Genomic DNA, 11,842 nt, shown 5'->3' with positions numbered 1-11,842 from the left:
TGTCCCTCAAGAAAATCGATATCGAAGCGCCTAAGCCTAAGAAGCACGCATGCGAGAAAAGGTTGCTCCCGTCGCTTGGGAGAGGACGGGAGCAAGGCTGGCGTTATAAAAAATCAGGCCAGCATCAACATCGGACGCTCGATATAGGTCCGGAACGCACCAAGCAGATCCGCACCAAGAGCGCCATCAACCGCTCGATGGTCGGTCGACAGGGTCACTGTCATCATGGTGGCCCCCCTCACCTCATCGCCCACCATGACAGGACGCCGCTCGCCCGAACCCACCGCAAGGATCGTGGCATGGGGCGGATTGACGATGGCAGCAAATTCGCGAATGCCGAACATGCCAAGGTTCGAGACGGCGCCCGTTCCACCTTGATATTCTTCGGCCTTGAGTTTTCCGGCCTTCGCACGGGCGCCAAGGTCTTTCATTTCAGCGGAGATGGCCGAAAGCGTCTTGATTTCGGCACTGCGAACGATCGGCGTGATCAGACCGCCCGGAACGGATACGGCCACACCGATATCCGCATGGCGATGCTTGAGGAGCCCTTCGTCCGTCCAGGATACATTGGCGTCCGGAACCTTACACAGCGCCATGGCATAGGCTTTGATGACCATATCATTGACGGAAAGCTTGAAATCCGGTTTTCCATCCGCCACCGGCGCTGCCGAATTAAGCTCCGTCCGCAACCCCAGAAGCGCGTCAATGTTACAGTCGAGCGTCAGATAGAAATGCGGCACCGTCGATTTTGCCTCGACCAGCCGGCGCGCGATGGTTCGACGCATGTTCGTGTGCGCAAGGACTTCGTAACTACCCTCGGGAAATAGCTTGCGAACCTGCTCGTCTGACGGCTGGCTGATCACCGGTGTCGTGCTTGCAACATTCTCCGCGCCGCTTCCCAAAGCTTGGTTTTCGCTGTTCGCGCGATGACCAAGTATATCGGAGCGCGTGATGCGCCCGTGAGGGCCTGAGCCATCCACGGCTGACAAATCAACACCAGTTTCGCTTGCAAGCCGTCTGGCAAGCGGTGTTGCCCGTACTTTTTCTCCCGCGGTGGATTTTGCAATGATAGGCGCTGCGGACTGCGATGGTACGGTCGTCTCCGAAACAACGGTTGACGGAGCGGCGGCAACACCAGCGTTTCCCGATACCGGTACGCCGGTATCGGCCTCGCCTTCCTCGTATATCCACGCGACAGGTGCGCCAACGGGAATATCGACACCTTCCTGGCCTGTGATATTGCGCAGGATGCCACTTGCCGGAGCGTCGATTTCCATCGCCGCCTTGTCGGTTTCAATCTCGAAAAGCACATCGCCCTTCTTGACCGAAGCGTCATTGCCGAAAAACCACTTGGAGATTCGGCCGGTCGCCATGTCCATGTCGACCTTGGGAAGTATGACCTCGACCGGCATGATCAGCGTACTCCCTTCACCAGGTCACGAGCGGCGGCGATAATGCCCGGCACCTGCGGAACAGCGGCTTTTTCAAGCTCAGGGTTATAGGGGATCGGCGTTTCGGATCCGCCAAGCCGTATGATTGGCGCATCGAGATAATCGAACGCTTCGCTTTCGGCAATCATGGCGCTCAATTCGGCACCGACACCCAGTGTTTTCACGCCTTCGTAGACGCACATGAGCTTCGATGTCTTCTTGACGCTTTCGACAATCGTTTCCCGGTCGATCGGACGGATGGTTCGGAGATCGATAACCTCGATATCGATGCCTTCAGCGGAAAGGGTTTCTGCCGCCTCGAGAGCCTTGTGTACCATGATCGAGGTTGCGACGATCGTCAGATCCTTGCCCACGCGGCGAATGTCGGCCTTGCCGATCGGCACGGTGTAGTGGCCCTCCGGCACCGGTCCCTTCATCTTGTAGAGCAGCTTGTGCTCGAAGATCATGACCGGATCCGGATCGGCAACGGCGGCGAGCAGCATTCCCTTGACGTCATGGGGGGTTGCCGGCTGGATCACCTTCAATCCGGGAACATGGCCAAGCCACGCCTCGAGGCTCTGGCTGTGCTGCGCGGCAGCACCCGTACCCGAGCCGGCTGGAAAGCGCATGACGACAGGAACCGAAACCGCCCCACCCAGCATGTAGCGCATTTTGGCGGCCTGGTTGACGATCTGCTCCATCGCCAATGCTGCAAAATCCGAAAACTGAAATTCGAAGATAGGTCGCAGACCCGTCACGGCAGCGCCGACGGCGACACCGGCGCCGCCAAGTTCCGATATTGGCGTATCCATGACGCGATCAGGTCCGAAACGGTCGATAAGATCGCCGGTGACCTGAAAAGCGCCGCCATAGACACCGATATCTTCACCCATAAGGATAACGCGTTCATCGGCTTCCATAGCAATTGCCATTGCTTCCTGGATTGCCTGCGAGTAACTCAATTCTCTGACTGGGGCATCCATCACGCCTGCTCCGTGTAAACATAATCTGCAAGGTCGGCGACATCAGGCGCGGGGCTCGCCTTCGCGAATTCGATGCCCGCTGCGATTTCCTCCTCGACAGAGGCCCGGATCGCATCAAGATCTTCCGCGGTTGCGATTCCGAATTCGACCAGTTGAGCCTCATAATGCGCGATTGGATCGCGATTGCTCATCCAGTCATCGATCTCCTCTTTCGTGCGATAGCGATTGCGGTCGCTCTTGGAATGCCCGCGATAGCGGTAGGTCTTGCATTCAATGAGGCTTGGCCCCTCACCGCGGCGGGCGCGTTCGATCGCATTGTGGGATGCTTCCGCGACATCCGAGAGGACGTTACCGTCAACGATGATACCGGGCATGGAATAGGCCGCAGCACGATCGGCGATATTTGCGACCGCCGTCGAGCGTTCGGTCGATGTCGACATTCCATACTGGTTGTTTTCACAGACGAACACGACGGGGAGCTTCCAGACAGCCGCCATATTCAGGGCTTCATGAAACGCACCTTCGTTATTGGCGCCGTCACCGAAGAAACAGACCGCTACCTTGCCGGTTTTTAGATGCTTAGCCGTCAGTGCCGCTCCGACTGCAATCGGCAGGCCACCGCCCACAATGCCGTTGGCACCGAGGTTACCGGTGGCCACATCGGCAATATGCATGGAACCGCCGCGACCGGCGCAATACCCCGTGGTCTTGCCAAAGAACTCTGCGAACATTCGCTTCACGTCCGCGCCCTTGGCAATACAATGGCCGTGGCCGCGGTGGGTGGAGGTGATCTGGTCGTCCGTACCAAGCGGCATGCAGATGCCCATCGCGCTTGCTTCCTGGCCGATGGAGAGATGCATGGTGCCGTGAATGAGGCCACGCATGTAGCTTTCTTCAGCGCCCTCTTCGAACCTGCGAATGAGACGCATCTTGTAGACCGCTTCAAGCAGCTTTTCGCGCGGGTATTGGCGATATATGAATGGCAGGTTGGCGCCGTCCGAAACGGGCGCAACCTTTGTTGCGGTACTTTTCGCCATTGTCAGTTCTCCTTGCCATAAACGAGTGCATCCTGACGGGCGCGCAGCGTGGCGATTTTGGAGCCGGGCACGACAGCTGCGTTGGCGTAGGTGATGAGTTCGCCCTTCCTGATCGGCGCGGTTACAGTCCCATGCTGCAGCAGGCCGCACGGGATGGCCTTGCTCGACCGGGCCTCACCCGCCGTCATGATCCAGGCGCGATAGGTGTACTCACCAATCGCATCGAGTTTGTCGCCCGGCTTGAGGTCCTTCTTGGCGACAGCGCAAACCTCAGCCACCGGTTTAGACAGGGGCACCATATCAGCCTTGCCGTAAAGGACAGCGCGTGCGCATGTGAGCGGCACTTCCAGCGAGGTCAGATGATAGGGGCGATGGAAGGTGAAGTAAGGGCCCTTGCCCATCTTCAAATCTTCCATGCGTTCGCTGATGCGCGGATGCGACATGTCCGCAACGACGAAGACGCCGGGGGCTACGCCTTTGCCGATGGAATAATCCACAACGCCGACGCGCGAGAGCACGCCGCCGTCTTTTTCGGGTACAAGCGTCGAAGACAACTGATCGAGCGTTGCCGCGGGGCCATGCATGCCAGGCTTGTCGGGCACGAGACCGGTAGCGTTGGAAATCGCAGCCATTTCGACCATCGTCTTGGAGCCGTCGACAAACTCGACAAGCATGCGGACATTCATGTGACGACGGGCGGCTTCCTCCGCGTACTCGTCAGGCACCGCATCAATATTGAGCGGGTTGTTCTTGCCTTTACCGGCCGCAACAATAGGGTGACCCATGGCTGAAACGAATTCGATCAGTTCCATACAGGACGACGGCTCATCACCAGCGCCCAGAGAATAGATGACGCCGAGCCGCTCGGCCTCGCTCTTGAGATAGGCGCCAATCGTGACATCTGCCTCCACGTTCATCATGACGAGATGCTTGCCATGCTCCATCGCGGAAAGGCCGATTTCCGCTCCAACGCTCGGAACGCCCGTTGCGTCGATGACCACGTCAATGAGACCGCTGTTCAGGATCGTGTCTGCGCTGTTCGTGACGGCAACTTTGCCGGCTTCCATGGCCGTGTTGAGACCATCAACCGAGCTGACTTCCTTGTGATGGCCATTTTCCTGGAAAGCGATATCTACCGCCTTCTGGGCAGCCGGCAGATTGAGATCGCAAATTGCTCCAATCTCGATACCAGACATATGCGCGACACGGGTCACGATATCCGTTCCCATTTCACCAGATCCGATGAGGCCAATGCGGATAGGACGGCCAGTTTCTGCGCGCGCGACTAGGTCACGCGCCAAACCGGTTGGCGCGACGTTGATAGCCATTGAATTTCCTCCCAAGGCATAAGTGTCGGTGACTGTGAATACCAAATATCAGTACATTTGTATTTCTGTCAACACGATTGTTCATATTTGTTGATTGCGACTTGCTTTTAATCGCGTGCAGGCCGAATCCGTTTTCTCCGCGCGGTACCGGCGACGCAGACGGCCATGGACCGGATCGGTGTGAGAAAAAACAGCTATCGGATGATGAGCAGAATGAAGCGCCGCTCTGGCTGACGCAGAACGAACGTAACAAAAGCAGCTGAATGGATAATATTCGTCGACTACTCGGAAGCCGACTGTGACGCACCATTTTTCAGAAGGGTGCGCGCGCTTTCCTCATCGGTGATCAATACGGTTGGCCGGACAAGACGCATTGCGCCCAGCATGGCCTCTGCCTTGTCGACCCCACCGGAGGCCATTATGCGCAAGGGTGCGCGGCGGATACGATCAACATCCACCGACATGACACGATCATTGATGGAATGCTCGATAAGCTCTCCATTCCGGTCGTAGAAATGGAAAAGCAAATCGCCGACGGCACCGCGATCAGCCAACTCCTGGCGCTGCTCTTCACTCAGAAAACCGCCACGATAAAAGGTCGTCGCAGAATCAATGCCGCCGACGCTGACGACCACGGCGTCGAGCGTATCCGCCATCTCAAAGATTTCCTGGATACCGCAGCGCGTGATAAGTGCATCCCTCGTTGCGGCGCTATCGACCACCGCTGGCGCAGGAATGAGGTAACCCTCACCCTGAAAGGTCTGCGCGAAACGCCAGGCAAACTCCGCGGGATTGAAGCGCCGTACGCGGCTGACCCCGCCCAGCAGGGAAATGACCTTGAAGTCGGTCAGTGACCGGCTGTTGATCGTCGCAAGAGACGCAAACAATGTACGCCCCCAACCAACCCCGATCGTCATGCCCGGCTTCATTGCCTCCGACAGGAACGCACCCGTCGCCGCACTGATCGAAGGAATAGGGTCGGCTGCCGGATCTGAAATCGGAGCAACAATCGCTTCCTCAATGCCGAACATTACCTCCAGCTGCCGTTCGATCCGAACGGCTTCGGAAAGCTCGCCTTCAATTGCTATCTTTACCTCGTTGCGGCTGCGCGCTTCGGCCAACATTCTCACAACGGTGACACGGCCGACGCCAAGGACGTCGGCGATGTCGTTCTGGGTCATTTGTTCAACGAAATACATCCAGGCAGCACGAAGACGCATCCTGTCGTTTCGACCACCCTGTGTCTGCCCTGCCGCACCGGTTTCCTGGCCTGCCATTGCCGAAGAGGATGTATTTTTTTTTGTTCGAGCCACGCTTCTTGAAGAATCCCTACATTTGACCTGTAGTTATCTCTATCAATACCAAGCGTCATTGGAAATGAACAAAATGGCTAGGTTTTGCTGATCCCCAGCGCATCCATGATGCATTTCTTGGCTCTCGGTATCGAAGCGGCACTCATGCTGAGTTCGGTAAGCCCCATTTTGAGAAATGTCGGAATGAGGTCTGGCCGCGCCGCCGCTTCACCGCACATGCCGACCATAATGCCGGCTTCAATTCCCGCCCTTGCGGTCATCTCGATAGCCGCAAGAATCGCGGGATTGTTCACCTCATTGAGTTCCGCGACCTGGGGGTTCATGCGATCGGCTGCCATGACATATTGCGTCAAATCATTGGTACCGATCGAGAAGAAGTCCACTTCCTTTGCAAGGGCCGGAGCTATCATCACTGCTGCCGGAGTTTCGATCATCACACCGAGAGCAAATTTCTGAAACGCGACACCCGCATCTGAAAGTTCCTGTGCGCACTCCTCTATAAGTACACGCGTACGTCTGACCTCATGGAGCGTAGACACCATCGGCAACATGACCTTCAGGTTCCCATGCACGGCGGCGCGGAGCAGTGCCTTGAGTTGCGGCTTGAAGATATCGGGACGGTCGAGGCACATCCGAACACCGCGCCAGCCCAGAAACGGATTTTGTTCGACAGGAAATGCGATACCTGCGACTGGTTTGTCGCCACCTATGTCCAGCGTTCTGATAATTACCGGATCGGGAGAGAACACCCGCGCCGCCTCGGCATAGACCTCGTATTGCGCCTCTTCGGTCGGCAAACCGCCATGCTTCATGAAAAGCAGTTCGGTACGAAACAAACCGATCCCCATGGCTCCCGCTTCGCGGGCAATCTCGATCTCCTCAAGTGAACCGACATTAGCAGCCACTTCGATCGTTGTGCCATCGGCGCGCTTGGGGGTAATGTCCTTAAACAGCCGCAGCCGCTTTTCTTCTTCCGCCGAGTCGGCAATCCTGATTTCGAAAGTCGCTCGTATCGCCTCGGACGGATCAGCGATGATCTGCCCCGTGCCACCATCCAGCGCTATGTCCCGCGCTTTGGCCAGATCCTCGACTGCGCTTCCAAGCCCAAGGACCGCCGGAATACCATGTGCCCGTGCAATAATGGCGATATGCGACGTCGCGCCGCCATGTGCGCAAACGATACCTTTGACCAACTTCAGAGGCGCGCGCGCCAGATCCCAGGCTCCAATATCGTCTGCGACGACAATTGACGGGTGATCGATCTCGTGCAGCCCAACATCACGCTTGCCCGTAAGCGCCAGACAAATTTGCCGGGCGATCGCCTTCACATCGTCTGCGCGGGCGTTGAGATATACGTCCGATACACGCCCAAAGGCAGCAGCCGTGCCCTCGGTAACGCTGAGCACCGCATCCATCGCATTATAACCCTGGGAGATGGCGTCAACGATCTCGTCGTTGATTGCAGGATCGCCGGCAATCTCACAGAGTGCCGTTATGATGCTTCTGTCAGTTTCGGAGAGGCTGTCGCGGGCAAGTTCTGCCTCCATCGAGGTCTGGACTGTTGTTACCGCCTGACGGAAGGTTGCGATTTCGAGGGGAATTTCATTGTCCTGCAGGCGGCGATGCGTGGGACTGAACGCCTCCGGGAAGTAAAGAAACGCGGGAGCCAAAGCCACGCCCTCACTTGCGGCGATTCCACGGATGCCGCCCTGTTCAACGGGAGCATTCACCTGGATGCGACCTGGCTCCTCGTCCGCTGCCAGAGACGAGGGAATCCCCTCTTCTCCGAGACCGGACTGAGGATCCGCCAGAAACGCGACCAGCGCATCCAGTGCGGCCTCGGCATCGGCGCCATCGGCGCGGAGCGTCACCGTATCATTTTCCTTTACCGCCAGCAGCATCAGCTTGACGGAGCTCTTCGCACTTGCCGATTTCGTGCTCTTCGTGATCTCGACATCGCTTTCAAAGCTCTTGGCGAGCTTTACGAAGCGTGTCGCAGGACGAGCGTGCAGACCCTCGTGCACGCGCACGATAGTGGAACGTTCCATAGATTTATCTCGCAAATTTGTGCAGGATCGCGTCAGGCGCCGATCGTGATCGTTTGGCCTATGGCCAATGCGGTTTTCAATTCATCAATATCCACGGCGGCGGCGCATATCTCGCCTGGTCGCTCCGCATTTGTAGCATCGTTGAAATTGATGACCACATGACCAAGGTCTATGACTTTCTTCCAGGCGAGATCACCAACGGCAGTGATCTCCGTTTCAAGTCCGCCGATGGTGATCGGCGTGCCGACCGCAGGAGCTTCCGCAACGGGTCCAATGTCCGGCTTGTGAAGGACCGATACCTCTGAAAGTTCTGGTGGTGCGCCATCTGCAAACAGAATAACAACACCGCCATCGGCGAGTTCGGACACGTCAGGCCCGATAAAAGTGATTTTCGTCTTCAAAAGGGCCATGATCTCCTCCATCTAGCCGTGATCGCCGAGCTTAAAGAAAGCCCAGCAGGGACAGGCGGTCTGATTTAACAACAGCCCGCCTGATTTAACTCAGAATACCACCAGACTTACCAGCCAGGCGAGCAGCACGGAAACCGGACCCATGATCTGGCGGCTGATGAGAACCGCCGGCACCCCAATTTCGATCGTCTTGGGCTTTGCCTCGCCAAGCGCCAGGCCCACCGGCACGAAGTCGCAACCGACCTGAGTGTTGTACGCAAAGAGCGCAGGCAGAGCCATCGCAGGGGCGATGGTGCCGTTTGCAATTTGCGGGCCGATGATGGCCACTCCAACGACTTGCGCGATAACGGCGCCCGGACCGAGAATAGGCGAAAGAAATGGAAGGCCACAAATAGCGGAAAGAATGAGAAGGCCAACAATGTTGTTTGCGAGCGGGCCCATGGGCTGCGCCAGCACGTCACCGATGCCGGTATAAAGAATGAGACCAATCAGCATGGTAACGAAGGCCATAAACGGCAGAACGTTACGGACCACCTGATCGATCGTGCGGCGGCCTGAATTAAAGAAGATGCCGACAACGCGGCCCATCACCCGCCCGATGCCGGCGATCAGATTGATGAACCCACCTCCCGACGAATCTGCCACTGACGAGACGGAAGCAGCCGCCGATGTCGACGGAGCGCTGCGGGCAGTACCCGTCAGTGGTTCCGACCCATCAGCCAGCACGACATCCTGTTCCCGGACACCGGAAACGTAGATGTCCTCCGTGATGAATTGAGCAAGCGGACCCGCCTGTCCCACAGGCGTGATGTTGACGGTCGGGATGCGCTTACGGGGATAAACACCGCACCTGGCAGTGCCCCCGCAATCGACTACGACGATTGCCATTTCCCCTTCGACAGGAGGTGAGCGGAAGCCGTCAACCGCCTCGGCACCCGTCATATCCGCGATGCGTTGCGCGAGTGGATGGATACCACCACCGGTGACCGAAACAACTTTGTTTCGTTGGGGGGTCGGTTGCACAACGAGCGGCCCACCCCAGCCAGACTTGCCGCGCGAAATTTTTACGGCCTTATATTCTTTAACCATTATGTGCCCTCCCCCCGGCCTTAAAGCTCGACGCCCTGGCGACGTGCCATGATCATCGTAATACGCTCGGTCAGCATCCCTTTGAGCAAGATGACCACGAGGCCGACGATCGCGTACCAGATCGCCATCTGAATGTGGTATCCCGCCGCCACAGCACCTTTCTTTTCCAGTTCCTGCAAAGCGACGAGAACGCCGCCCCAGACGAAATATTCGCCAGGATTTATGTGCGGGAACAGGCCAAGAGGGGGATGGACATAAGAAACGGCCGAATCGTAGAAGGCGGGCTTATGTTTTTCTTCCAGGAATGACCCGAACGTATATGCCATCGGGTTCGTCAGAAAGAAAACCGAAATAAGTGGAAGCACGGTATATCGTGTCAGGGCGATGCGGCCAGCGCCGCGAGCCACGCCGTGAACGCGTTCTTCTCCAACCAGTTCGGTGATCGCATAAAATGCAGTCATGAGGACGACAAGCGTGGGGATGATCCCGGTCACGAAACCCGCGAAAACCTCGCCACCCTTCTGGAAAATACCGATGAAGTATTTGCCGACGTTGGCCAGCCAACCGAGCTGCTCCTCCTGCGTCACCGTATCGAGCTTTTGTTTGAATTGCTCGACTGAAATGTCAGGTGACGCCTGAGCCAATATGACGAGTTTATCGCCAGCGCCTTTCAAAGCGAGCTTGCCATGAATGGCCGCGTCGGCCAGAACCGACCCGACGTCATGGGGGTTTATTTGGCTGCCATAGTCAGCCAGCATTGAAACAAGCATTTTTTCCTCCCAATAGCCGTGACAGAACGGCCTTCTCCCAAAAATCCATTATCGAGTTATGCGGTCTGTGCCCCGCGGTCGATTTCCCGCTCCCTCACCGCCTCCGCCTGTGCGATTGCCAAAGCAATCGCGGCATCAACACAGCTTTGATTGCCCTTGGCCTGCGCGTGCTTAAGCGCCTCAAGGGTCATGCCCTCGAAATGCTGATTGCGCTGGAATTTGGCGAACACAGAACGCCCGGTCATGGTCAGCAATCTTTTCACCAGAAGATCCGGTCCGATCACGACCATCGCAATCGCGCCTTTTCGAAAGCGACCACGTGCGTGGCCGGCTCCGACGAAACCGTCATTGAATTGATGCGTGATGCCTTTGAAAACGTCGGTGTAGTGCTGCATTTGTCGCCACACACCAAGCGCCTGGATCGCCCAAACAAAGCCAAGTCCAAGCAGCGCCCATTGCCAGATCGCCATCGTCACCCTCCCAAGAGCCGAACAAAAATCTCGTATAGCGCAAATGAACATTTGTATTTCTAAATGTCAATATGTATATTTCATCAGCCCTCTAGGAGGAGAAGCTGCGGGACCAATAGGGAGGAAATTTTGACCCAGAAACTCGTTATTTTTGATTGCGATGGCGTGCTTGTTGACAGTGAGCCTCTGGCAGCAGAGGCCTACGTTCGCGTTTATGCAAAACAGGGGCTTCCAATCACACCGGAGATTATTGGACAGTGTGTGGGCATGAAGCAGGCAGATATTTTATTACGTGTGGAGCAACTGACGGGTTACAGCCTGCCACTCGCAGGCGAGGCTGATATCTGGCCCCAAACAATGGCGGTTTTCAAAGAAAGGCTCAAGCCAGTTACTGGCATCAGAACCTTTTTGAGAAACCTGAGATCTCCCTGCTGTGTCGCTTCATCGTCATCTATTGAGCGCATCTATTTTAGCCTCGAGACAACCGGTCTCATCGAATTTTTTGATCCCTGTATTTTCAGTTCATCCATGGTGAGCAGAGGAAAGCCGGCTCCCGATCTTTTCCTCTTCGCAGCGGATAAAATGGGAATCGTTCCCGAGAACTGCATCGTGATCGAGGATTCGCCCTTCGGTGTTCAAGCTGCGGTTGCTGCCGGGATGACGGTCGTTGGCTTTACTGGTGGCAGTCACACCACAGCCGACCATAGGGAGAAGCTCCTGGAAGCAGGTGCGACATTTATCAGTACCAGCTGGCATGAGGTTGAGGCTCTTTTACCCGCTGTCGAGAGGTAACGCGGCGATAAAAAGCGAAGGAAGGCCAGCATATACGCAGTTTTCTTCCTCGCCACGTCGATACTGATTTTCGGCATTGAAAGCATTTTCGGGTCCTGACCGGCGACAACCGGGCAGCAATCCTACACGTCCAAAAAATGGGTGATCTTTTGCGTATTACAAAAATCCTTTG

Annotated in this window: 11 protein-coding genes; 1 reads left to right on the top strand and 10 read right to left on the bottom strand. The window is 56.6% G+C overall.

Annotated features, from left to right (window positions below; genetic code table 11):
- Positions 1-113: 113 nt before the first annotated feature.
- The 10 genes from O3S81_RS26460 to O3S81_RS26415 form a co-directional block, all read right to left on the bottom strand.
- A complete protein-coding gene (locus O3S81_RS26460; protein WP_269347864.1) occupies positions 114-1,412 on the bottom strand; it encodes a dihydrolipoamide acetyltransferase family protein in 1,299 nt (432 codons plus the stop codon).
- Positions 1,413-1,414: 2 nt separating this feature from the next.
- The gene (locus O3S81_RS26455) at positions 1,415-2,413 is read right to left on the bottom strand and encodes an alpha-ketoacid dehydrogenase subunit beta (RefSeq protein WP_269347862.1); all 999 of its coding nucleotides are present in this window, start codon (positions 2,411-2,413) and stop codon (positions 1,415-1,417) included.
- The gene (locus O3S81_RS26450) at positions 2,413-3,450 is read right to left on the bottom strand and encodes a thiamine pyrophosphate-dependent dehydrogenase E1 component subunit alpha (RefSeq protein ID WP_269347860.1); all 1,038 of its coding nucleotides are present in this window, start codon (positions 3,448-3,450) and stop codon (positions 2,413-2,415) included. Before O3S81_RS26450 ends, O3S81_RS26455 begins: the two co-directional genes overlap by 1 nt.
- Positions 3,451-3,452: 2 nt before the next feature.
- Positions 3,453-4,778, bottom strand: coding sequence for an NAD(P)H-dependent oxidoreductase (locus tag O3S81_RS26445; protein ID WP_269347858.1), 1,326 nt, complete (start codon positions 4,776-4,778; stop codon positions 3,453-3,455).
- Positions 4,779-5,059: 281 nt separating this feature from the next.
- Positions 5,060-6,055 carry a sugar-binding transcriptional regulator gene (locus O3S81_RS26440; protein WP_269347856.1) on the bottom strand — a complete coding sequence of 332 codons (996 nt, stop codon included), beginning with the start codon at positions 6,053-6,055 and terminating at the stop codon, positions 5,060-5,062.
- 113 nt (positions 6,056-6,168) lie between these two features.
- Positions 6,169-8,139 carry a phosphoenolpyruvate--protein phosphotransferase gene (gene ptsP, locus O3S81_RS26435; protein ID WP_269347854.1) on the bottom strand — a complete coding sequence of 657 codons (1,971 nt, stop codon included), beginning with the start codon at positions 8,137-8,139 and terminating at the stop codon, positions 6,169-6,171.
- A 32-nt stretch (positions 8,140-8,171) separates the two neighbouring features.
- Positions 8,172-8,549, bottom strand: a complete 378-nt coding sequence (locus O3S81_RS26430) for a PTS glucitol/sorbitol transporter subunit IIA (protein WP_269347853.1) — start codon at positions 8,547-8,549, stop codon at positions 8,172-8,174.
- Positions 8,550-8,639: 90 nt separating this feature from the next.
- Entirely contained in the window at positions 8,640-9,638 is a 999-nt protein-coding gene (gene srlE, locus O3S81_RS26425; protein WP_269347851.1) for a PTS glucitol/sorbitol transporter subunit IIB, read from the bottom strand.
- Positions 9,639-9,658: 20 nt separating this feature from the next.
- Positions 9,659-10,396, bottom strand: coding sequence for a PTS glucitol/sorbitol transporter subunit IIC (gene srlA / locus O3S81_RS26420; RefSeq protein WP_269347868.1), 738 nt, complete (start codon positions 10,394-10,396; stop codon positions 9,659-9,661).
- Between the two features lie 68 nt (positions 10,397-10,464).
- The gene (locus tag O3S81_RS26415; RefSeq protein WP_269347850.1) at positions 10,465-10,878 is read right to left on the bottom strand and encodes a transcriptional regulator GutM; all 414 of its coding nucleotides are present in this window, start codon (positions 10,876-10,878) and stop codon (positions 10,465-10,467) included.
- A 126-nt stretch (positions 10,879-11,004) separates the two neighbouring features.
- On the opposite strand from O3S81_RS26415, the gene O3S81_RS26410 reads away from it, so the two are divergent.
- A complete protein-coding gene (locus O3S81_RS26410) occupies positions 11,005-11,670 on the top strand; it encodes an HAD family hydrolase (protein WP_269347866.1) in 666 nt (221 codons plus the stop codon).
- Positions 11,671-11,842: the final 172 nt, after the last annotated feature.

Origin of the sequence: Agrobacterium sp. SOY23, assembly GCF_027212525.1 — a bacterium.
GTDB classification, from domain to species: Bacteria; Pseudomonadota; Alphaproteobacteria; order Rhizobiales; family Rhizobiaceae; genus Agrobacterium; species Agrobacterium tumefaciens_I.
The sequence above is the reverse complement of the archived record's forward strand: the minus strand, read 5'-3'. Positions and strand labels throughout refer to the sequence as shown.

Coding starts and splice junctions, on each gene's coding strand:
- O3S81_RS26455 (WP_269347862.1), bottom strand. CDS start 2,413: ATGGATGCCCCAGTCAGAGAATTGAGTTACTCGCAGGCAATCCAGGAA.
- O3S81_RS26460 (WP_269347864.1), bottom strand. CDS start 1,412: ATGCCGGTCGAGGTCATACTTCCCAAGGTCGACATGGACATGGCGACC.
- O3S81_RS26450 (WP_269347860.1), bottom strand. CDS start 3,450: ATGGCGAAAAGTACCGCAACAAAGGTTGCGCCCGTTTCGGACGGCGCC.
- O3S81_RS26440 (WP_269347856.1), bottom strand. CDS start 6,055: ATGGCAGGCCAGGAAACCGGTGCGGCAGGGCAGACACAGGGTGGTCGA.
- O3S81_RS26445 (WP_269347858.1), bottom strand. CDS start 4,778: ATGGCTATCAACGTCGCGCCAACCGGTTTGGCGCGTGACCTAGTCGCG.
- srlE (WP_269347851.1), bottom strand. CDS start 9,638: ATGGTTAAAGAATATAAGGCCGTAAAAATTTCGCGCGGCAAGTCTGGC.
- srlA (WP_269347868.1), bottom strand. CDS start 10,396: ATGCTGGCTGACTATGGCAGCCAAATAAACCCCCATGACGTCGGGTCG.
- O3S81_RS26430 (WP_269347853.1), bottom strand. CDS start 8,549: ATGGCCCTTTTGAAGACGAAAATCACTTTTATCGGGCCTGACGTGTCC.
- O3S81_RS26415 (WP_269347850.1), bottom strand. CDS start 10,878: ATGGCGATCTGGCAATGGGCGCTGCTTGGACTTGGCTTTGTTTGGGCG.
- ptsP (WP_269347854.1), bottom strand. CDS start 8,139: ATGGAACGTTCCACTATCGTGCGCGTGCACGAGGGTCTGCACGCTCGT.